The organism is Marinobacter albus, from assembly GCF_030238305.1.
In the GTDB taxonomy this organism is placed as follows: domain Bacteria; phylum Pseudomonadota; class Gammaproteobacteria; order Pseudomonadales; family Oleiphilaceae; genus Marinobacter; species Marinobacter albus.
This window is the reverse complement of record NZ_JASSQD010000001.1, coordinates 1988858-2010487: the sequence shown is the minus strand read 5'-3', so window position 1 is coordinate 2010487 and position 21630 is coordinate 1988858. Positions and strand designations below refer to the sequence as shown.

At 56.7% G+C, this 21630-nt stretch carries 24 protein-coding genes; 12 read left to right on the top strand and 12 right to left on the bottom strand.

What is annotated here, in order from left to right; all coding sequences use genetic code 11:
- Positions 1–23: 23 nt before the first annotated feature.
- Complete coding sequence (locus tag QQF73_RS09380) at positions 24–440, bottom strand: hypothetical protein (RefSeq protein ID WP_219865726.1); 417 nt, start codon at positions 438–440, stop codon at positions 24–26.
- A gap of 207 nt (positions 441–647) precedes the next feature.
- Here QQF73_RS09380 and QQF73_RS09375 point away from each other — a divergent pair, with 207 nt between their 5' ends.
- Positions 648–977 carry a hypothetical protein gene (locus tag QQF73_RS09375; protein ID WP_219865727.1) on the top strand — a complete coding sequence of 110 codons (330 nt, stop codon included), beginning with the start codon at positions 648–650 and terminating at the stop codon, positions 975–977.
- Positions 978–989: 12 nt separating this feature from the next.
- Positions 990–1469, top strand: coding sequence for a hypothetical protein (locus tag QQF73_RS09370; RefSeq protein ID WP_219865728.1), 480 nt, complete (start codon positions 990–992; stop codon positions 1467–1469).
- Between the two features lie 15 nt (positions 1470–1484).
- Here the strand turns inward: QQF73_RS09370 and QQF73_RS09365 are convergent, their stop codons facing one another.
- The 3 genes from QQF73_RS09365 to QQF73_RS09355 all read right to left on the bottom strand — a co-directional run bounded on the left by QQF73_RS09365 (position 1485) and on the right by QQF73_RS09355 (position 4125).
- Positions 1485–2327 carry a putative RNA methyltransferase gene (locus QQF73_RS09365; RefSeq protein WP_285368004.1) on the bottom strand — a complete coding sequence of 281 codons (843 nt, stop codon included), beginning with the start codon at positions 2325–2327 and terminating at the stop codon, positions 1485–1487.
- A gap of 106 nt (positions 2328–2433) precedes the next feature.
- Positions 2434–3375, bottom strand: a complete 942-nt coding sequence (locus QQF73_RS09360; protein ID WP_219865730.1) for an electron transfer flavoprotein subunit alpha/FixB family protein — start codon at positions 3373–3375, stop codon at positions 2434–2436.
- Positions 3376–4125, bottom strand: a complete 750-nt coding sequence (locus QQF73_RS09355) for an electron transfer flavoprotein subunit beta/FixA family protein (RefSeq protein WP_219865731.1) — start codon at positions 4123–4125, stop codon at positions 3376–3378. It abuts the gene before it with no gap.
- A 527-nt stretch (positions 4126–4652) separates the two neighbouring features.
- Here QQF73_RS09355 and QQF73_RS09350 point away from each other — a divergent pair.
- Positions 4653–6305 (top strand): electron transfer flavoprotein-ubiquinone oxidoreductase, encoded by a 1653-nt coding sequence (locus QQF73_RS09350; protein WP_285368002.1) that lies wholly within the window; start codon positions 4653–4655, stop codon positions 6303–6305.
- 116 nt (positions 6306–6421) lie between these two features.
- On the opposite strand, the gene QQF73_RS09345 is transcribed toward QQF73_RS09350, so the two are convergent.
- The 7 genes from QQF73_RS09345 to QQF73_RS09315 all read right to left on the bottom strand — a co-directional run bounded on the left by QQF73_RS09345 (position 6422) and on the right by QQF73_RS09315 (position 11939).
- Positions 6422–6883, bottom strand: a complete 462-nt coding sequence (locus QQF73_RS09345; protein WP_219865733.1) for an FKBP-type peptidyl-prolyl cis-trans isomerase — start codon at positions 6881–6883, stop codon at positions 6422–6424.
- Between the two features lie 199 nt (positions 6884–7082).
- Positions 7083–7649, bottom strand: a complete 567-nt coding sequence (locus QQF73_RS09340; RefSeq protein ID WP_285368001.1) for a DUF1285 domain-containing protein — start codon at positions 7647–7649, stop codon at positions 7083–7085.
- Between the two features lie 23 nt (positions 7650–7672).
- Positions 7673–8569 (bottom strand): radical SAM protein, encoded by an 897-nt coding sequence (locus tag QQF73_RS09335; protein ID WP_285368000.1) that lies wholly within the window; start codon positions 8567–8569, stop codon positions 7673–7675.
- A gap of 43 nt (positions 8570–8612) precedes the next feature.
- Positions 8613–9062, bottom strand: coding sequence for a SixA phosphatase family protein (locus QQF73_RS09330; protein ID WP_219865736.1), 450 nt, complete (start codon positions 9060–9062; stop codon positions 8613–8615).
- 24 nt (positions 9063–9086) lie between these two features.
- Positions 9087–10154 carry an NAD(P)H-dependent glycerol-3-phosphate dehydrogenase gene (locus QQF73_RS09325; RefSeq protein ID WP_219865737.1) on the bottom strand — a complete coding sequence of 356 codons (1068 nt, stop codon included), beginning with the start codon at positions 10152–10154 and terminating at the stop codon, positions 9087–9089.
- A gap of 70 nt (positions 10155–10224) precedes the next feature.
- The gene (locus QQF73_RS09320; RefSeq protein WP_219472532.1) at positions 10225–10716 is read right to left on the bottom strand and encodes an STAS domain-containing protein; all 492 of its coding nucleotides are present in this window, start codon (positions 10714–10716) and stop codon (positions 10225–10227) included.
- A gap of 14 nt (positions 10717–10730) precedes the next feature.
- The gene (locus QQF73_RS09315) at positions 10731–11939 is read right to left on the bottom strand and encodes a PP2C family protein-serine/threonine phosphatase (protein ID WP_219865738.1); all 1209 of its coding nucleotides are present in this window, start codon (positions 11937–11939) and stop codon (positions 10731–10733) included.
- A gap of 114 nt (positions 11940–12053) precedes the next feature.
- Between QQF73_RS09315 and QQF73_RS09310 the strand changes: the two genes are divergently transcribed.
- Complete coding sequence (locus QQF73_RS09310) at positions 12054–13538, top strand: HD domain-containing protein (protein WP_219865739.1); 1485 nt, start codon at positions 12054–12056, stop codon at positions 13536–13538.
- A 6-nt stretch (positions 13539–13544) separates the two neighbouring features.
- Here the strand turns inward: QQF73_RS09310 and QQF73_RS09305 are convergent, their stop codons facing one another.
- Positions 13545–14564 (bottom strand): NAD(P)/FAD-dependent oxidoreductase, encoded by a 1020-nt coding sequence (locus tag QQF73_RS09305; RefSeq protein ID WP_219865740.1) that lies wholly within the window; start codon positions 14562–14564, stop codon positions 13545–13547.
- 117 nt (positions 14565–14681) lie between these two features.
- Between QQF73_RS09305 and QQF73_RS09300 the strand changes: the two genes are divergently transcribed.
- The 8 genes from QQF73_RS09300 to QQF73_RS09265 are packed head-to-tail and all read left to right on the top strand — an operon-like array spanning position 14682 to position 21571.
- Complete coding sequence (locus QQF73_RS09300) at positions 14682–15638, top strand: acyl-CoA desaturase (RefSeq protein WP_219865741.1); 957 nt, start codon at positions 14682–14684, stop codon at positions 15636–15638.
- A complete protein-coding gene (locus QQF73_RS09295; protein WP_285367997.1) occupies positions 15635–16102 on the top strand; it encodes a nuclear transport factor 2 family protein in 468 nt (155 codons plus the stop codon). The genes QQF73_RS09300 and QQF73_RS09295 overlap by 4 nt, the downstream gene beginning before the upstream one ends.
- A complete protein-coding gene (locus QQF73_RS09290; RefSeq protein WP_219865743.1) occupies positions 16099–16899 on the top strand; it encodes an SDR family NAD(P)-dependent oxidoreductase in 801 nt (266 codons plus the stop codon). Before QQF73_RS09295 ends, QQF73_RS09290 begins: the two co-directional genes overlap by 4 nt.
- Entirely contained in the window at positions 16896–18161 is a 1266-nt protein-coding gene (locus QQF73_RS09285; protein ID WP_219865744.1) for an NAD(P)/FAD-dependent oxidoreductase, read from the top strand. The genes QQF73_RS09290 and QQF73_RS09285 overlap by 4 nt, the downstream gene beginning before the upstream one ends.
- A gap of 2 nt (positions 18162–18163) precedes the next feature.
- Positions 18164–19048: a DUF1365 domain-containing protein gene (locus QQF73_RS09280; RefSeq protein WP_219865745.1), complete on the top strand. Its 885-nt coding sequence runs from the start codon at positions 18164–18166 to the stop codon at positions 19046–19048.
- Positions 19036–20310: an SAM-dependent methyltransferase gene (locus QQF73_RS09275; RefSeq protein WP_219865746.1), complete on the top strand. Its 1275-nt coding sequence runs from the start codon at positions 19036–19038 to the stop codon at positions 20308–20310. The genes QQF73_RS09280 and QQF73_RS09275 overlap by 13 nt, the downstream gene beginning before the upstream one ends.
- Positions 20307–20828, top strand: coding sequence for a DUF2878 domain-containing protein (locus tag QQF73_RS09270; RefSeq protein WP_285367994.1), 522 nt, complete (start codon positions 20307–20309; stop codon positions 20826–20828). The genes QQF73_RS09275 and QQF73_RS09270 overlap by 4 nt, the downstream gene beginning before the upstream one ends.
- Positions 20825–21571: a hypothetical protein gene (locus QQF73_RS09265; RefSeq protein WP_285367993.1), complete on the top strand. Its 747-nt coding sequence runs from the start codon at positions 20825–20827 to the stop codon at positions 21569–21571. The genes QQF73_RS09270 and QQF73_RS09265 overlap by 4 nt, the downstream gene beginning before the upstream one ends.
- Positions 21572–21630 lie beyond the last annotated feature (59 nt).

The following is a 21630-nucleotide window of genomic DNA, read 5'->3' as shown; positions in this document are numbered from 1 at the left end:
GTTCGATATAATAATTTATGTGATCAAGCGGCGGCGCGCGGTGCGCGGGCCCCCATCAGGCGCAGGAAGGTCGCCACGCCAAGGCCCCAAAATCCATTAAGGATCAGGCCGCCAATCCAGGTTTGCGCTGAAACATCGAGGCCCTTGAGCGGGAACACCACGAGCATTGCCACTGCGGTAGGGCCGATGGCACCCACCAGGACGTGCCCCAGCCAGAATTTGCTGCCGGCCAGACGGCCAAGTATCAACCAGAGCACAAGGCCCCACAGGCCGCCGAAAAATGCCAGTGAAAGGACGGACGGAACCCCAAGCGGTGGAACAGGAGTCAGGTTGAAAGGTGCCATCGGCACCACGCCGCCCAGATAAAAAAGCATGAACATTCCCTGGTGGAATACCAGGGTTGCAAGAAAACCGGCGATAAACGCCTTGAACCAGACCATAATAATTTCCTTAAGTGGGACAATCGTAGGTCTTAACCCCTTGATTCTGCATAGCAGTCACGCACACTGCAAATCTTGTTGGCTGTTTTGAGGGCAGGTTCCAATTTCACCACAGACTTTCGAGATCACGTCGTCAGGGCCAATCGATTGTCATGGTTTGTCAGGCAAACTGCGAAAAACGAGTTTAACGACCCACGGAGATTCGAATTGACCACAGTCCTGGTGATAGTAAGCCTGGTTCTCGCCACTTTCAGCGGTTTTCTGTGTTGGCAGGTGCTGGAACAGCGGAAATTGATCGCCCGCATGATGGAAACCGACAACATTGAGAACCCGGATCAAGACCCGGAGTTTGTTCTTACGCTTCGGGTGCTCGATCCGATTGCCATTGCCAAACGGGAATCGCGGTCAGCCCGGGTACTGGCAGACCGGCTTCCGGTGATGGTCCGGAAAATGGTGTATCAGGAAGTGATGAAAGAGCTGGAGTCCGAACTGGCCGAACGTGAAATCGATGTCGAGATGCACATCGAGTATCGGTAGGAGACCTGCCACATGACCCCTTACCTTTTGATATGCCCTGCCCTGTTACTTGTGTCTGCGGCAGCAATGGGCTTTACATTCCGGCAACTGCAGGTGGCCCGGCGGCACCTGAGAGTACTTAACTCCCATCGGATTGCCGCCCACAGTGCGATCCAGAAAAGCCGGATGGATCTGCTTGAGGTGCGAAACCGCGCAAAGCTGCTGGAGGACACCGTGTCAGGCGGGGCCAGCGCCGTGGAAAAGGTTCACAAGGCAATATCCAACACGACCTTTGGTCTGATTGACCTGTTCTCTGAGGATGCCGAGTTTCGTGAAAGTACCCGGAAAGCGAGGCAGACACACGATCAAACCAGTGAGACCCTTTATAAGACGGTTCGGACCACCAACAAGGCCCTGCACATCCTCGCCGATACCCTGATTATCGGAAAAGCCGAAAAACGGATCGTTTCGCGCAAGCCCGGGCGCAACCGGGCACCGGACAAATCAGGTTAGGCAAGCGAACGGGAGTCAGGTCTTCTGGAATCGTCTGAGCACAGCATCCACGGTGACGGTCAAAGTCGTCAGTGCCGCGGCCTTCTCAAGCCCTTCAGCGCCGGCGCGGTATAGATGCGGGGTCATTGCCAGCAAATCCGAAATGACGTCCTGGCTGCCCAGAGTAAGGCTGTATTTCACGTTTTCACTACCAACCAGATGGAAACCCTCCGGGACAGCCTCCCTGTCAGGCCGATCGGATTTCAGTTCCGGATAGATTATCTCCCGAAGTTCCTTCAGGTGCTCCGGGCCCGCATCGATCTGGAGGATCTGACCACCCGGTTTCAGAACCCGGCGGAATTCGCCGTACACCGGAAAACCAAAAAGACACAACACACCATCCAATTCGTTCGACAACACCGGCAGATTGGCGTTACTGCCCACCACCCACCTGAACCGCTTATCCTGTTTTGCGGCGGCCAGGACTGCCCATTTCGAGATGTCGAGCCCCAGGCCTGCAACATCCTGGCTCCCCTCCAAGGTATTTGCGAGTCGCCGTGCATAATAGCCCTCACCACACCCGGCATCGAGAAACGACGCAGTGGCGTGTCCCTGGACCACATCAGCCGCTCCGACGTTAACCGCATCGGATATCCGCTCGTAGTAACCCGCGTTGAGAAACCGTTGGCGTGCCGCCACCATCTCCTTACTGTCGCCGGGATCCAGGGAGCGTTTTTTCTGCACAGGCAACAGATGGACATAGCCGTGCCGGGCAATGTCGAAGCTGTGCCCGCTTTCGCAACGCCAACTCCTGTCGGCTCGCAATAAGGGCTGTCCATCCAGAGGGCAAGCCAGTGCTTCAAAGGGAGAGACGGTCATGACGAGGCATCCGAGTGGCTACTGTGGTTGGTTAAGGGCATGGGCTATTTTATGAGCAGGCAACAAAAAAGGCACCCGGAGGTGCCTTTTTCAACCGAAGAAACTATCAGAGTACTTTCTTCAGTTCTTCTTCCAGCTGCGGAACTGCTTCGAACAGGTCCGCTACCAGGCCGTAATCGGCCACTTGGAAGATCGGCGCCTCCTCATCCTTGTTGATCGCAACGATCACCTTGGAGTCGGACATACCAGCCAGGTGCTGGATGGCACCGGAGATACCAACAGCAACGTACAGCTGCGGAGCAACGATCTTGCCGGTCTGACCAACCTGCATGTCGTTCGGCACGAAGCCAGCGTCAACCGCGGCACGTGATGCACCAACAGCGGCGCCCAGCAGATCAGCAACCTGCTCCAGCATCTTGAAGTTGTCGCCGTTCTGCATGCCACGACCACCGGAGATTACAACACCGGCACTGGCCAGATCCGGACGGTCGGATTCCGCTTTCTGCTCACTAACGAACGCGGAAATACCGGCATCCTTGACCACGTCCAGCTGTTCTACAGCGGCAGAACCGCCTTCGGCAGCAACCGGATCGAAACCTGTCGGACGAACGGTAATAACCTTGATGCTGTCACTGGCCTTCACGGTCGCGATCGCGTTACCTGCATAGATCGGACGAACGAAGGTGTCTTCGGATTCAACGCGAATGATGTCCGACACCTGAGCAACGTCAAGCAGGGCAGCAACACGAGGCATGAAGTCTTTGCCGGTGGTACCGGCAGCCGCCAGAATGTGGCTGTAGCCCTTACCCACTTCGGCAACCAGCTCGCCCAGGTTTTCGCCCAGGAAGTGACCATAAGCGGCGTTGTCGGCAACCAGTACCTTGTTCACGCCTTCGGCCTTGGCAGCTGCTTCCGCAACGGCGCCACAGTTCTCACCGGCAACCAGGACGTCGATGTCCCCGCCGATGGCCTTGGCCGCCGCTACAACATTCAGGGTAGCCTGTTTCAGGCTGCTGTTGTCATGTTCAGCAATTACAAGGATGCTCATTTAGATCACCTTCGCTTCGTTCTTCAGTTTATCGACCAGCTCAGCAACGTCAGCCACTTTCACGCCAGCCTGGCGGGCGGCAGGCGCTTCAACTTTCAGCGTGGACAGGCGCGGGGCAACGTCGACACCCAGATCAGCCGGGCTCACAGATTCGAGCGGCTTCTTCTTGGCCTTCATGATGTTCGGCAGAGAAGCGTAACGAGGCTCGTTCAGACGCAGGTCTGTGGTAACAACCGCCGGCAGGTTCAGAGACACGGTCATCAGACCACCGTCCACTTCGCGGGTTACGTTAACCTTTTCGCCATCAACAACCACTTCGGACGCGAAGGTACCCTGAGCCATACCGGTCAGTGCAGCCAGCATCTGGCCAGTCTGGTTGTTGTCGGAATCGATGGACTGCTTGCCAAGAATGACCAGCTTGGGCTCTTCTTTCTCGACAACAGACTTCAGCAGCTTGGCCGCTTCGAGAGACTGAACCTCTTCGTCTGTTTCCACGTGGATACCACGGTCAGCACCCAGGGCCAGGGCAGTACGGATTTGCTCCTGTGCAGCTTTCGGGCCGATGGAGACCACCACGATTTCACTGGCAACACCCTTTTCTTTAAGGCGAACCGCTTCTTCAACCGCGATTTCACAGAATGGGTTCATTGCCATCTTGACGTTGGCGAGATCAACACCGGTATTGTCCGGCTTGACGCGCACCTTTACGTTGTAGTCGATTACTCGTTTTACAGCGACCAGAACCTTCATAGATTCCTCGTTCTTCTACGATGGGTTTAAAGACTCGCAATCAGAAACACTCTTTTCGCGACCCCGCGGCTGCGGATATCGGAGTATTCTTGATTCCTCTCGCTTCGGCGTGAATCCAGAATTATGGGCGTTCACGTCAAACGTTACAAACAGCTTCCTCACGCGGGGCCTGCTGTCACGGCGGACTAATACTGCAGGCAAAGGTTGAATGGGTCAATAGCCCCATCCGACGCGTCAGAAGCGTTTCTCAAGCCAATCGGCCGGTGTTGACTCGGCCTGGCGGTGAGACGATACTAAAAAACGCCTCAGAACACACGATGTTTCGGTGCGCACTTACAATGCCAAAGGACGCAGAGAATTTCAAACAAACGTTTGTTTGATTCTTTAAATACGATATCCTTTCTTCCTAATAAGTCGGCTTGTTCGGCTTTGGGCAGTCGTCTATAGGCACTTTTACCGGTATGATGTCGGCCCAGAATTGGCCTGCGGGCAAATAATATCCATTAAAGAAGTTTGAGGAGACCAACGTGGAACGCGAATCGATGGAATTTGATGTTCTTATCGTCGGCGGCGGCCCGGCGGGCCTGTCGGCAGCTTGTCGTGTCATGCAGTTGGCACAGGAAGCTGGCGAAGAACTGACCGTATGCGTGGTAGAGAAAGGGTCTGAAATCGGCGCGCACATTCTCGCCGGTACCGTATTCGAGCCCACTGCCCTCAACGAACTCTTCCCGGACTGGAAAGAGAAAGGCGCCCCGCTTAACACGCCGGTCACTCGTGACGATATCTTCCTGCTGAAAGATCAGCAGAAAGCGACCAAGATCCCGAATGGTTTCGTGCCGAAGAACATGCACAACCACGGCAACTACATCATCAGCCTGGGCAACCTCTGCCGCTGGCTCGCTGAGCAGGCCGAGCAGCTGGGTGTGGAAGTCTACCCCGGCTTTGCTGCTGCCGAGACCATCGTTGAAGACGGTCAGGTCAAAGGCATCATCACCGGCGACATGGGCGTGGCCCGTGACGGCTCCGAGAAAGACGGCTACATGCCAGGCATGGAGCTGCGCGCCAAGTACACCCTCTTTACCGAAGGCTGCCGGGGCCACCTGGGCAAGCGCCTGATCAACGAATTCAAGCTGGACGAAGGCAAGGATCCCCAGCACTACGGCATCGGCATCAAGGAGCTGTGGGACATTGATCCGTCCAAGCACGAGCCGGGCCTGGTTGTTCACACCACAGGCTGGCCGCTGAACGAGAGCGGCTCTACCGGCGGTTCTTTCCTGTATCACCTGGAAAATGGCCAGGTGTACGTTGGCCTGATCACCGATCTGTCCTACAGCAACCCGCACCTGAGTCCGTTCGACGAATTCCAGCGCCTGAAGCTTCACCCGGAGATCAGCAAATACCTGGAAGGCGGCAAGCGCGTGTCCTACGGCGCCCGTGCCATTTCCAAAGGTGGTTACAATGCCCTTCCGAAGATGAGCTTCCCGGGTGGCCTGTTGCTGGGCTGCGACGCTGGCACCCTGAACAGCTCCAAGATCAAGGGCTCCCACACGGCCATGAAGTCTGGCCTGCTGGGCGCTGAAGCTGTATTCGAGGCGCTCAAGGACGGTAAGGCCGGCGAAGAAATCACCGATTTCCAGAAGCGTTTCGAGGACAGCTGGCTGTATAAAGAGCTGTACGCCGAGCGTAACTTCGGTCCGGCCATGCACAAGTTTGGTAACATCGTTGGTGGCGCGATTGCCTTCTTCGAGCAGAACATCCTGCGCGGCAGCCTCCCGATTACCTTCCACGACACGGTACCGGACTACGCGACACTCAAGCCCGCGTCCGAGGCCAAGACCATCAGCTATCCGAAGCCGGATAATAAGCTGACGTTCGATCGCCTTTCTTCGGTGTTCATCTCAAACACCAACCACGAAGAAGATCAGCCAGTGCATCTGAAACTGACCAATCCGGATATTCCGCTCAAGGAAAACCTGCCGAAGTATGACGAACCGGCTCAGCGCTACTGCCCGGCCGGCGTTTACGAGGTTGTCGAGAAGGACGACGGCAGCGGCAAGAAATTCCAGATCAACGCCCAGAACTGCGTTCACTGCAAGACCTGCGACATCAAGGATCCTGCACAAAACATTAACTGGGTAACTCCGGAAGGCGGCGGCGGTCCGAACTATCCGAACATGTAAGTTTGGAGCGCAACGGAAAACGGCCCTTCGGGGCCGCTTTTTTGTATCCTGAAATCATTCAGGCATAAAAAAACGGCTCCCGGGGGAGCCGTTTTTCGTTGGAGCTTCTGACAAGCTTAGTGAGCGTGACCGTGCTCTTTTTCTTCGTCAGTAGCTTCACGAGCCTCTACAACTTCTACGTCGAAGTGCAGGGTCTCGCCAGCCAGCGGGTGGTTGGCATCGATGGTGACGGTTTCGTCGCCGACTTCAACGACACGGACAACCTGGGGGCCACCCGGGGTCTGTGCCTGAAACTGCATGCCGGGCTCGATCGTGTCGACACCTTCAAAAGCTGAGCGCGGAACCGGTTGGACCAGTTCTTCGTTAACTTCGCCATAACCTTCTGCCGGCTCAACAGATACTTTGACCTGATCGCCAGGATTCTTTTCGTTCAGTGCACTTTCCAGTCCACCGATAATGTTCTGGGCACCTTCCAGGTAAGACAGAGGCTCGCGACCTTCTACACGGGAGGAGTCAAGCTGCTCTCCCTGGTCGTTGGTGAGCGTGTAATGGATGGTGACAACACGAGGTTGGGCCATGTGATCTCCTTGCGTGTCGCAATGACTGTTTAATGAATTAAGGTAATCGAAAGTGATCTTGAACAGTCAGACTGCACAGAGGGACTGACGACCACCGGGCCTCGTTAGAGAGCCAGGCTCGTAACAAGTATGAAAACACAGTTTAACAACTGAGTTGATGCGTTTTCTACCGTTAGAGGTGGGGGCGACGTATGGGTTTTCAACCACCCCGGCCGATTTTGTAGAAATTTCCGCGACTAAAAACCCCCAGCATCCGGTCGTCTGCCCCGCCCTGTTCAACAACATGATTGGCCAGATCGTAAAATGCTGCGGTCACCAATCTTGCATCGACACCGTGACGAACCCGAACGACCGGGCGTGGTTCCTCGGAATCCGGATACACCCCGACATCGAGCGGGTGGTCCTCTCCGACCTCGAGCGTTTCACCCACATTGGTCGTCAGCTTGATGACCTGATCCTGCCCCTCACCTTCGACCGTCAGGGAGTGAGCGAGCAAAGGGGTGTCTTCCACCTGGATCCGCCACTTCTCCACCGGGGTTACCAGGTAATACTCGCCGTCTTCTTCCCGGCGCAGGATCGTGGAAAACAGGCGAACGATCGCCTCGCGGGCCAGCGGCTCACCTTTGTGTATCCATTGCCCGTCCCGGGTGATGCGCAGATCCATGTCACCGGAGAGTTCGGGGTGCCATTGGTCGAGCGGCGGTTGTTCGGGGTCCTTCACAATCTGCTCCACTTGCCTGGCGAGGTTTTCCGGGTTCTGGCTCATACGATGGCTCCGCAATCTTTCCGTTACAACCCACGCATCCATTCCGCCCTGAGAGGAACGGCACCGGGGCTGCTGATTGCCAGATCAACCTGATCCAGCATCTTCTGTTTGTCGCGCCCCAGCGTTCCTTTCAGGACGAGGTAGTTTGACGCGTGGTCACTACGAAACACCGTGCGTTCCAGCTCAAGATGCTCCAGAAACAGTTTGATTTCCTCGAATAGCCCCTGCTGGGACAGAGGCACAAAGTCGTCCCCGAATCCTGCCCGGAACCGTTCCTCTCCCTGAGGAAAGCTCACGACCAGCGTAGACAGGAAATCCGGCTGCGTTTCGTTGCACAGTGTGGCGGTATTGATGGCATGCTGGCGCGACAGGCTTTCGCCACCCAGCCCATTCAGAACCATTACCGAGCTCGTCAGACCCGCCTCCCGGATTTTCAGCAACGCAGAGCGGGTGGATTCCCAGGACTCCCCTTTATTAACCCGGTTCAGTATCTCGTCGTCTCCGGATTCCATCCCCACGTAAAGTATCTCTAGCCCGGCGTCCTTCAGCTGTGCCAGCTCTTCCACCGTTTTCTTCGCCAGGTTTCGGGGCAGACAGTAACTGGACACCCGCCGCAGATCCGGAAAGGCCGCCTTCAGATCTGCCAGGATCTCCAGCAGACGCCGCGTTGGCAGCACCATCGCGTCGCCATCTGCCAGGAAGACCCGCCTCACACCCCCGAGGCTGCGCGCTGCTTTGTCGATATCCCGACGAACGTCCTCCGGCTTGCGGGCCCGGAACTTCTTCTGCGGTTGGGTGTACATTTCGCAAAAGGTGCATTTGTTCCAGGAACACCCGTTGGTTACCGGAAGGATGAGGGATTTCGCCTCACTGGGCGGGCGAAAGACCGGCTCAACGTAATCAATGGGAAAACTGTACATATCAGGAACTCAATCAATAGCAGGAAATTCGATAAGGAGGAGATCAGGGCAAAAACTGGGCTTTCAAGTCTGCACATCCGGGACCGACCACAGGCATATCTAGCAGCACCGCCTGCGACGTCATAAAGGGAATGCCATGGCGGTGGCCGTCGACCAGCAAGGTGGCAAGACTGCCCACCAGGGGCATGTGCGAGATGAGCAGCAGCGGTGAGGTCCGGTTTTCCAGCAAGGCGTCAAGGCACAGGCCAGGATCGTCATCCGGCGTAAGGAACTGCTTCTCTTCCACGGCACAGTTCAGGATTTCCGACACAATGGCCGAGGTCTCTCTGGCCCGCACGTAAGGGCTGGTCCAGATCAGCTTGGGTCGCCACGGGGATTCCGCCATCTGCGCAGCAGACTCGGCAACATGCAGGCGCCCGGCTTCGGTCAGCTCGCGCTCCTGGTCAAGCGTATGCCAGCCAGCTTCGCCGTGCCGCATGATAAGCAACTGCACAGGCAACCCTCCACTGAATAAACGTTACTGACTGATCGTGCGCGGCAGTATAAATTCCACGTCGGAATTCTGCACCGCCATCATCAGGCTGTTGATGACTGCCTTGATGGACGCCGTACCATAGAGAATTTCGTACAAACCCCGCACCAGGGGCATGTAGATCCCGATAGCCTCGGACTTCTCTTTCACCAGTTTCAGAGTATAAATACCCTCGGCGACCTGGCCCAGCTCCGCCACGGCATCGTCCAGCTTCTGGCCCTTGCCCACGGCATAGCCAACCCGATAATTCCGGCTCTTGGACGAGGTGCAGGTCACGATGAGATCCCCCACCCCCGCCAGGCCCATGAAGGTCATGGGGTTGGCGCCGAGGCTGACGGCGAAACGGCTCATTTCTGCCAGCCCGCGGGTAATCAGCATAGCCTTGGCGTTTTCACCCATTTCCAGAGCCGACGCGAGACCGGCCACGATGGCATAGATGTTCTTCAGGGCGCCCGCCAGCTCCACGCCATAGATATCCACATTGGCATAGACCCGGAAATACTCACAGCCGAGCAGATCCTGCACTGTCCGCCGCACGTCCGGATCTTTGGCGGCGATCACCGTCGCAGTCAGATCCCGGTTTACAATTTCGCTGGCAAGGTTGGGGCCGCTAAGAACACCGATGCGGCAACGCGGTATCTCCTCCTGGAGAATCTCGCTCATCAGCTTGAAACCATGCTCTTCGATGCCTTTGGTCAGGCTGACAACAATCTGGCCGTCACGGAACTGATCGCTGTGGTCCCGGATAACGAACCGAAATGCTTTGCTCGGTATGGCGACGAAAACAATCTCGGCATTGCCCACAGCCTCGGCGAGATCTGTCGTAGGCTGGATATCGCCGGAGAGCTCAACGCCTGGCATGTATCGGCTATTGATGCGGGTCTTGGTGATTTCTGCTACTTGAGCGTCATCGCGCATCCAGAAGTGAACACGATGGCCGTTTTCGCCCAGCACTTTGGTCATTGCCGTACCGAAGCTGCCACCGCCAAGTACCGCTACGTCGTGTACCGGCCCCTTGGCGCCATTGTCTTGAGGCGAGTTCTTTTCAGACATAACTCTTCCACTGTTTTATAAAAAAAGACGATGAGAACCCGGAGCGCTTCAGGATCAAAAACGTGCCGGCTTAACCGGGCTCTTCACATTCGAGCGCACGCACCAGATTCTTGAACTCTTCCCTGTTCCGGCTGTTCAGCCCCATCAGCACCTTGTGAGCGTCCAGGACCTTATCGCGGACCTGTTGCTCGCTGGCTTTCAATACGGGAATCTCTTCGAGCTCTTCAATACGGGACGCGGGTTCTCGAACAATAATGAAAATCTTGTCGAACCCCATGGATGTGATAATGCGGGTAATATCCGGGTTGGTGGAAATCAGCGTGGGGAGGAAATGGCTTTGTTGCTGGGCGGCCATGGCGATCTTGGCGAGGAGCCCGAGCGTGGTGCTGTCGATGATTTCGGTTTCAGTCAGATCAACGACCACGGTTTTGAACTGGGGATCCTGGGTGATGGACTCAACCAGATTGTCCAGCGTCGAACACAGGTTCAGCCGGATTTCGCCAATAAACTTCAGGACATAGATGCCCTGTTTTTCAGCTTGCAGGATCTTGTAACCAGCCATTTTTCACACTGCCACTATTTCGACGACGTGTTATCTGATCCGATCATGGTATCAGTAACCGACACGATAGCTATATCGTCCGGTAATTCCGTGATCTCGTCGAGATTCAGAGCCTCATTAAGGGAGGCGATAGTGTGACTACCTCCTGAAACGAGTTCAAGTAGCGTCCTTTCCTTTTCATCAAGGCTTTTGGCGCGAATGACCTCCAAAATGCCGTCCGAGAACAGGATTAGCCGGAACGGTTTATCCAGCGGTATTTCGTAAACCTCCCACTGGGGCGCCTCAAAAAGGCCTACCGGTAACCCACTCCCCTCCAGAAACGCAGTTTCGCCGCCTTCAAAGGACAGAATGGGCATCGGGAAATGGGCCCCTACTGCGTACTTTAATTTACGCTCGTTGACAGAAATAATGCCAACAAACACGGTTACGTGTTTGCCGAGACCCGTATCAAGCAACTCCGAATTGATCCGTTCAAGGAAGCGATCCGGGTACAGGATGTCATCACTGGACTGGCGCCGGAGGTTCCGCTGCAACCGGTTGGTCAGGTTTTTCAGAAGCACGGTGACGAAAGCGGAACTGGCGCCGTGGCCTGAAACATCGGCAATGTAGACCAGCACCTGGTCTTCGGAAATGCGAAAGTAGTCCAGGAAATCGCCACTGAGATACAGGGACGGTTTTATCAGGTGATCAACATGTAACCCCACCAGATCCTGCTCATGATCCGGAAGCATGCGCAGCTGAACTTTCCGGCCGGCCCGCTGATCCGCCCGAAGTTCGGCAATACCGTTGCGCAAATCCCGATTCGCTTCCTCCAGTTCGTGGCGGTAAAGCTGATTCAGGCGATTCACCCGGACACGGTCAAAGAGCTTTTCAATGACGTCATCCAGTGCGCCTTTGTCATCGTTGCAGGGCTTTAGCACGAAGTCCGCAGCCCCTGCCCGGAGCGCTTTTACCACGTCGGCGCTGGAGTCACTAGTGGAACAGCAGACGATGGGCGTGAAGGTTTCGGATTCCTCCAGGCGGGAGGCAAGGTCGCCGATCGCTGATGGCGGAAGGTCTGCAAAGATGACATCAGGAATGCTATCGTCAAACAGCGTCTTGGCAGAAGACAGACCGGAATACCCGGTAACATAAAAGCCTCGGGCCTCCAGATAATGAGCCAGATCCCGGCGGGCCTTTTCATCAGCATCAATAATCAGTATGCGCTCGGTGCGCGAGGTCATGGCTGTTGCCCTAAGCTACCAGCGATAAAAGGAAAATCGGCTTTAATAAGCCTATTCTGGCACGACCCTGTGATATAACAAGGCCAGTTTTACTAAATTGGGAGATTCCTGGATATGAGAAGTGCCGTAAACGACTTGCTAGGCGCTTATGACAAGCTGATCATGGATCCAGTCCATGGCGGCATCCCCCTCTACCGGCACGAAATCCAGGTTATCGATCACCCCCTGTTCCAGCGCCTCAGAAACATCTGCCAGAACGACATTCTGAGCCTCGTTTTCCCGGGGGCAACCCACTCCCGCTTTCTTCACAGCATTGGTGTCATGCATGTGGGAACACGCATGTTCCGATCCATGATCGACGCCTATCTACGGGAACGACAACTAAGCAAGCAGACGGACCTCAGCCTGAGCCAGCTTGATGCAATCGACTACCTCGCCAAGACCATTCGCTTGGGGTGTCTGCTGCACGACAGCGGCCATTCCAGCTTCTCTCACCAGTTTACGCAGGCCCGCCGCATTCGCGACCTGATGTCCCGCCCGGGACGCTTCGGAGATCTCTGGACCGGCGTCGAATACTCGGCCTACCATTCCGCTGAGCCGGATGAACTGGAACACGAGCACTATTCCGTACGCGTTGCCCACGACGTGCTCACGGCCGTCGATCTGGAGAGTGCCGGGCTCTGTGCCCGCGATGTCATCGGGATCATGGAGACTACGGATGTGTCGCCCAGCGACACCTTTCGCCGCCACGCGCGAACGTTCTGGGCTTTTATTGCCGGTGAGGACGCTGAATCCGGATCCCTGATCAGCAACGATATCCCCCGCATGGTCATGGACCTGCTTAAATCGATCGTTTCCGGAGAAATTGATGCGGACCGTGCCGATTACATGCTCAGGGACGGTTTCCACTCATCAGTGACTATCGGTGGTTTCAATCTGGACCACCTGCTGAGCAACCTCCGGTTCGGCTGGAACGTTTCCGAGCCGTGGCTGGGATTGGCGATTACCCAGAAAGGCCTCGGAGCCCTTGAGGATTTCGTGTACAGCCGGCACCAGATGTACCGCAAGGTCTACGCCCACAAAACGGCCCTCGGCTTCGACTGGCTTCTGCGGGAAGCCATCAATGAAGTGCTGGAAGACCCCGAGAATTTTCAGTGGGTGGATACCTGCCTGAGCGACATGCGGTTTTTCGCCGAGCTGACCGACAACTTCTTCTGGGAAGCCTTCCGCAAGGTCGCAAGGCGAAACCCGGCCAGCTTCTCGTTCTGCATCGTCAACCGGGTCAAACTCAACCATCTCGACACCCGAGAGGATCTGAGCGATCGCGGCATTGAGCGTCACAGCGCCTGGCTGGCGCAGGAACTGAAGCTCAATCCCGCGCACGTCGTGACCTGCTCCATGCGGGCAAGGTTTTCGAATATTCAGGATAACTTCAACGGCATCAAGGTCCTGACAAGGGATCCGATCAACCGAAAGCGGTCATTGAAGAAGATTACGCACGTCAGCGCCTTTTTCAGCAAATTCAGTGACGGTACGATCACGCACTTCTACCTGCGCCCGGACGTAACCACCCAGGGCCAGGACGGCATGACCGAGTAACCGGCGTCAGTCATCCTCCGACATTGCGGCCACCAGGCTGCAAGCACTGTTGAAGGCGCCTTCAACCCGCCCTCCACTGAGCCAGTCTCCGGCGATGCCAATGTTCTGATCAGCAAACCAGAGGTGTCCGGGCTGTTCGCTGTCCGCCGAACGGGCATAGAGCCACCGGTGAGTCACCACCTTGTCCGGCTCGCCGGCGGAACCGACCAGTTCCCGGAAGGCGTCAACCATCAACTGCGCGACGTCTGCCGCGGGCGTTTCTACGTGCTGTTCGGTCCATTCCGGGTTGGCATGCAACACCCACCATTGGCCGGAGTCTTCCCTGCCGGGCTTGCTGGAGTTGTTAGCCACCCAATAAAGCACCGGGTGTTCAACACGCATCCCTTCGTAAGCAGCACTGGGCGCATGCTCGAAATGCGCCGCCACTGCCCAGCAAGGTAATACCTTTTTGACGGGCTCATCCAGCTTGGCCGCCAGCTCGCCAAGATTGCTGTCTACCAGCAGGGTCCGGGTCTGGGCCGGGGGCGCCGTGATCACTACTTGATCGAATTCACCAAGCGCGGTGCCTTCCGTGTCCGTCAGGGACCATCGACGCCCCACTTTTTCAAGTGCTTCAACCCGGGTCTCCGCCACCACTTGAAGGTGCGCGGAGAGCGCCCGGGAAATAGCTGTCATTCGGGGGCTTCCGACGTACCGGGGTTCATCCGGGAAGCTATCCCACTCACCTCGCTCATTCCGGAACGCGAATCGGCCCTGCCACTCGGCGAACGCGCTATCACCGGCGAATTCTTGAAGGAATGGAAGAAATGCAGGATTACGGGCGGTGAAATACTGAGCTCCTACGTCCGCCGATCCGCCCTGAACCCGTTTGGCTGCCAGCCTTCCACCCGGACCGCGGCTTTTCTCGAAAACCGTGACATCGTGGCCCTGTCGCTTCAACTTCAGGCCGGCCGTAAGTCCGGACAGGCCTGAACCAACAACTGCAATACGGCGTATATGGGTTGACTGCGATGGCTGATTAAACATGGGTTATCGTGCATCCAAAGTGATGAGTTAGAACGTACAACCCTGCAAGCGTTTTGTTCGGCCAATTCCGATGAACACGCTGTTCAGGTTCATTTTAGAGACAAGGGCAAACAGGGTATGACCCGAGTACAAAACTGGTTTACAAACATTCTGAGGTGGTTCGATTCCTCTGCGGGTTCGGATCACATCGACGCCAGCTCCCGATCATTCAACTTTATCCGGGTTATTCCGTTTCTGGCTTTGCACCTTGCGTGCCTGCTGGCGTTCTACACTGGGGCCAGCACCTTCGCAATCGTGTTCGCAATCGCCTTCTTCGTTATAAGGATGTTTGCAATCACGGGTTTTTACCACCGTTATTTCGCCCATAAAACCTTCAAAACAAGCCGGCCCGCCCAATTCGTCTTTGCGGTGCTTGGCGCCAGCGCAGCCCAGCGTGGGCCCCTCTGGTGGGCCGCCCACCATCGCCATCACCATCAGCATTCCGACCAGGAACAGGATCTGCACTCGCCTCACCATGGCGGGTTCTGGTGGTCCCATGTGGGCTGGTTCACTTGTGATGCGGGCTTCACCATGGATGAGCGTCGGGTTCGGGACTGGATGAAGTTCCCGGAGCTCCGGTTCATTAATCGCTTCGATGCAATCGTTCCCGCCCTGGCTGCCATCGCCATCTACGGGCTCGGCGAGGCCCTGGCAGCCTGGGCACCGGGGCTGGGCACCAATGGCCTGCAGCTGCTGGTGTGGGGTTTCTTCATTTCTACCGTTGCCCTGTTCCACGCAACCGTTTCGATCAACTCGCTTTCCCATGTCTGGGGCAAGCGGCGGTTTGAAACCTCCGATGGCAGCCGAAACAATTTCTGGCTGGCACTGCTTACCTTGGGTGAAGGTTGGCATAACAACCACCACCGCTGGCCCCAATCGGTGCGTCAGGGCTTCCGGTGGTACGAGATCGATATCACCTGGTATGGACTATGGCTCCTGTCCCGCCTCGGGATTATCTGGGAGCTCAACCCGATACCCAAACATATCAAGGAAGAAACCCGTCAACTGGACAGAATGAGGAGAACACGTTCATGACAAGCGCCTCGGCCATTGAAGTCGGTTCTCATAATTCCGCGGTTCCCGTCACGCTCGCCGATTTCAGGCGGCTGTTTAACGAACTCGACAAGGGCAACCTGAACAAGCTGTCTGAAGTCTACAGCGAAGACATTCAGTTTCAGGATCCCTTGGGATCGGTTCAGGGCCTGGATGCATTGACTCAGTATTTTGCCAGTGCCTACGCCAACGCCATCAGCTGCCGGTTCGAGTTCTCAGAGCCGGTCGTCGATGGCTCCTTTTCAGCCGTGCCCTGGGTTATGCACCTGCGTCACAAACGCATTAATGGTGGCAGGGAAATTCAGGTGGATGGGATCAGTCATCTGCGGATCGCCAACGGTAAGGTGTGTTATCACCGCGACTACTTCGATGCAGGCCAACTGCTGTATGAAAACCTGCCGGTAGTGGGCGGTGTTATCCGCTGGATTAAAGGATACGCCGGATGAGTGAACGTCTGCAGACCCACTCGAACATCTGGATCACCGGCGCCAGTTCCGGCATCGGCGAGGCCGTAACCCGGGCCCTTGCCCGAGGAGGCCATCGACTGGTGCTCTCCGGTCGTCGGGCGCAACCCCTGGAGGAGCTCAAGGCCCTGGCGCCAGAACGGATCCTTACCGCACCTGGCGACACCACCAGCAAGGAGGATCTCCGGGGTATCGCCAATGTCCTGGAAAATCACGGCGATCTTCACATGGCGATCCTGAATGCCGGCACCTGTGAATACCTCGACATAACTCACTACAACAGTGATGTGATCGAGAAGAACATCCACACCAACGTGATCGGAACTGCCCGCTGTCTGGACATAGCGTTACCAGCCCTTAGGCGCACTCGAGCCAAAGGCTTGCCGGCAACACTGGTGATTGTCAGCTCATCGGCCTGGTGGTTTCCATTCGGCCGCGCCGAAGGCTATGGCGCCTCAAAGGCTGCCCTGACCTATTTCGCCCAGGCTTTGCGGGCGGATCTGGCCGCCGAAGGGATTGATGTGGTCGTTGTCTCCCCGGGCTTCGTCAAAACACCGCTGACGGATCGGAACGACTTCCCCATGCCCTTCCTCGTCTCGGCCGAGGAGGCGGCGGACCGAATCGTTAGCGGCCTGGCCAAGGGCAGGAACGAGATCGCCTTCCCCAAACGTTTCACCTGGATGCTCCGGATGCTCGGAACTCTGCCACAGGCTCTGATTGATCGCATGGCGGCGAATATGGCGAGAAAAAGTACCACTGAACAGGAAAACAATGGATGAGTAACGAACGTCAGCGTATAGCTGTCATTGGCGCCGGCGTTTCCGGCCTTACGGCCGCGTGGCTACTGGCCGAGAAGCACGATGTGGAAGTATTTGAGGCCGGAGACTATGCCGGCGGCCACACCAATACCGAACAGGTCGAGGCCGGTGGCCGCACCTGGCCCGTCAACACGGGGTTTATCGTCTTCAACGACTGGACCTACCCCAATTTTATCCGATTGATGGATCGGCTCGGTGTGCCGTCAGAAGTCAGCGACATGAGCTTCAGCGTCGACTGCAAAGCCAACGGTCTGCAATACAACGGCACCAGTCTCGACACCCTTTTTGCCCAGCGCAAGAACGTGTTCAACCTGCCTTTTCTGAAGATGATCCGGGAAATTCTCCGGTTTAACCGCGAGACCCGGGCAGATCTTGCCGCGGAGGCGATCAACGACAGCGAGACTCTGGGCCAGTATCTGAATCGCAACGGCTACTCCCGCTATTTCAGGAACTATTATATCGTACCGATGGGCGCGGCGATCTGGTCGGCACCGGAAATCGTGCTCGAGCAGTTCCCGATTCGGTTCTTCCTTCAATTCTTCAACAACCACGGCATGCTGTCGGTGGATGACCGCCCGACCTGGCGAGTGATTTCCGGTGGCTCGGCCCAGTATGTCCACAAGATGATGGACCGACTGGGGGACTGCACCCACCTCAACAGCCCGGTCGAAAGTGTGAAGCGGGATGAGCACGGCGTCACCCTTAACGTTGGTGGCGAAGAGCGCCGTTTTGATCAGGTCGTGCTCGCCTGTCACAGCGACCAGGCCCTGGCGATGCTGACGGACCCCAGCGACCGGGAACGCGAGGTCCTCGGGGCCATCGGTTATCAGAGTAACGATGTCGTGCTGCACACTGACAGTAGCGTACTGCCGGATACCCGCCGCGCCTGGGCCGCCTGGAACTACTTCATTCCATCCCACAGTACCGAGCCGGTGTCGGTCACCTACAACATGAACATTCTTCAGAACTTCCATGATGCGCCGGAAACCTTTTGCGTGACGTTGAACCGCAGCCACGATATTGCGCCGGACCGGATCATCAAGCAGTTCCGTTACAGTCACCCGGTGTTTACTCTGGAGGCAGTCGCAGCGCAGGGCCGGTACGACGAAATCGGGAACCAGAACCGGACCCATTACTGTGGGGCTTACTGGTTCAACGGTTTCCATGAGGACGGCGTACGCAGCGCGCTCAGAGTGACCGAGGCCTTCGGTCTGGAGCTATAGCGATGAACAGCCAATGGCTTGAAGGGTCGGTCCGGCACCGCCGGAAATTCCCGGTTAACCACGAGTTCGAGTACAGCACCGGCATGCTGGCACTGGACGTGGACGAATGGGACCGGGTCACCAGCATCAGCCCTTTGTTTTCCCTGGAGCGTTTTAACTGGCTTTCACTGCGGCGGGCGGACTACTTCCAGCCCGAAGCCGGTTCGCTGGCTACCACCGTAAGGAATCATGTGGAAAAGGCGACCGGCTGGCATCCGGATGGCACCGTCGAACTCGTGACCCACCCCCGGTACTTCGGGTACGTTTTCAATCCAGTCAGTTTCTATTTCTGCTATGGCTGTGATGACAGTCCCCAGGAAGGCGCCGTACCCCGGGTCATCGTCGCCCAGATCACCAACACCCCCTGGCACGAGCGCCATGTCTACTGTCTCGAAACTCTGGGCGAAGGCCCTGGCTCGGGGGGCTGGCACACTGAACGGTTTGGGTTCAGCAAGCGTTTCCATGTATCCCCCTTTAATGGCATGGAACAGCACTACCAGTGGACGTTCAGCTTCCGGGGTCCCGATCTGCGAATTCACATGAACGTGCTGGAACAGGAAAAGAAACATTTTGATGCCACCCTGGTGGTCCATCGCACCCCGCTCACCCGTAAAGAAATACACAGAAGCCTGCGGAAGTTTCCGGTGGAGGCGCTCAAGGTGTCGGCGGGTATCTATTGGCATGCCCTGAAGCTGAAACTCAAAGGCGCTCCGTTCTATACCCACCCGGACAAACTGTCCGAAAAGGACCCGGCCTACCGGCGGGGGGCAGACGATTCGGGGCTGGATGTCTCCAGTACCGCACACAAAAACGAGAAGCGTGGAAGGGTAAGTTCATGGAGAACCTGAATACCTCAGTTCAATCGGCGGAAGACCAGGACCGTTCACGTTCTTTGGCCAGCCGCATCGCCAGGAGTCTAGTGTTACAACAGCTAAACCAACTTCGCGACGGCATCCTGACTGTCCATGAGGATGGCTGCGATGACCTGGTGTTCGGTGATGGGGATGCCCGGTACCCGGCGGCTGAGCTGGTGATTCACGACCACAGCACCTGGCGGGATCTGCTCACCGGGGGCAGCGTCGGGGCTGCGGAAGCCTTCGTCAATGGCGACTGGTCTACCCCGGACCTGGTGGCCCTGCTCCGGTTCTTCACCCGAAACGTCGATCGCATGAACGGGTTTGAGGATCGCTTCAGTTGGGTGACAAAACCGGCACTCAAGGGACTTCATTGGCTCAACCGGAACACCCGGGAGGGTTCACGAAAAAATATCAGTGCCCATTACGATCTTGGCAACGACCTGTTCGAGCTCTTCCTGGATCCGACCATGATGTATTCCTCGGCGATCTACCCGAGTGCGGACGCGACGCTGGATGAGGCCGCCATTCATAAGTTGGACACCATTTGCCGGAAACTGGACCTGCAGCCTGGCGACCGGGTCATCGAGATTGGCACCGGCTGGGGCGGATTCGCTATTCACGCCGCCAAAAACTATGGCTGCCATGTAACCACGACCACAATCTCAAAAGAGCAGCTGGAACTGGCTAAGGCCCGGGTTACCGAGGAAGGCCTCGATGACCGCATCACCCTGCTGTTCGACGACTATCGCGATCTAGAGGGTCGGTTTGATAAGCTCGTTTCCATCGAGATGATTGAAGCCGTTGGGCCGCAGTTTCTCGACAGTTACCTGGCACAGATCAGCACCCTGCTCAAAAACGATGGGCTGGCGTTGATTCAGGCCATCAATATGCCGGAACAGCGCTATAAGCGCGCCCTGAAGAATGTTGATTTCATCCAGCGCTTTATCTTTCCCGGCAGCTTCATTCCATCGTTCGGTGCCATCCTCGATTCCATGAGAACCCAGAGCAACCTCGTGCTCACGCATGCCGAGGACATTGGTTTCCATTATGCCCGCACCCTGCAAGACTGGTGTGAACGGTTCATGGCGAACCCCGGAAAACTTGAGGCCCTGGGCTACGATCAGGCCTTCAGACGCCTCTGGGAATTCTACTTCGCCTACTGTGAAGCCGGGTTCAGTGAGCGCGCCATCGGCGTATCCCAGATCCTGATGGCAAAACCGGGAAACAAACGATCAAATATCCTGAGCCTATGATCCGATCTGAGACCACCCGAAACATTCTGAACTTTGTTGTCTTCCAGGCCGGCTGGCTGATCTGCATTCTCTACCCCGGAATGCCGGCAGCGGGCCTGGTGGCCGGACTCCTGGTTCTGCACCTGCTGCTCGTAAGCCAGAAGCGAATGAGCGAACTCCAGTTCATCGGCTTGGGTACGGTGCTGGGGGCTTCGCTTGACCTCCTGTGGTTCCGTTCCGGAATCCTGGCCAGTGCGGATGGTGAAGTGCTGTTGACGCCACCGTGGCTGGTTGCGATCTGGGCCATCTTCATGACCACGCTCAGCCATTCCCTCGACTGGATCAGCCGCAAAGCCTGGCTGCCATTTGTCCTGGCTCCCATCGCCGGGCCATTTGCCTACTGGTCTGCCAGCAAACTGGGCGCCGTTATCCTGCCCGAGTTGGTGCCCTCCCTTATGGCCCTGGCCATTGGCTGGCTGGTGGTGTTCCCCTTGCTCCTGTTCCTCAGGAAATCCCTGTACCCGGAGCTTCAGCAATGACCAGGCAACGGGCCGGACTCATTATTACGGCTGCATGTTGTCTGGCCGCGCCAGCGGCTTTCGCCGCGCAGATGAGCTTTACCGGGACGGCCAGAACTTACGCAGGCGAAACTCTCTACCTGGAGCAACACGCCGTGGCCGGCACATGCGAGAGCGGTGTATTCCAGCCTCAGGAACACTCAATTGCCTACCAGAGGCCGGACCGCGATCATGCGTTCGCGTCCAAGGACCTCAATTACTCGGATTCGGTCCTTCGTCCCGCCGTCGACTTCCGCCAGCCGGAATTCGATGAATCTCTGTCTATTGAATACCCCGAGCCCAATACCCTGGTCATCAATTGGCAAATGCCGGCCGGGGAAAGCAGAACCTTCGATGTTCCCTTCTCCGAGAAAGTTGTGGTCGATGCCGGTTTCGACAATTTCGTCCGGCGCAACTGGCGGGCTGTGCTGAATGGCGAATCGGTAGAGTTCCGGTTTCTCGGCCCCACGCGCGGTGAACACTACGAATTTGTACTCGAGTCGACTGAAAGCTCGAAGGTAACGGCGGATCATGTTGTTCAGATCCGTCCCACCGGGATGGTCCTGCGGTTTCTGGTGGACCCGATTATCCTGGGTTACAACGCCAGGGGCGCCCTGACCGACTATTATGGGCTCACCAATATCAGGAAGAACAACGACGCCAATTACACTGCTCACATTCAGTATTCGGTATCAAACTGGCCGGATTGTGAACTGACTCCCTGAATGCGTCGCCACTGCCAAGGCCGCCCCCCGTACCCATTGTGTTAAACTCGCGGCGGAGT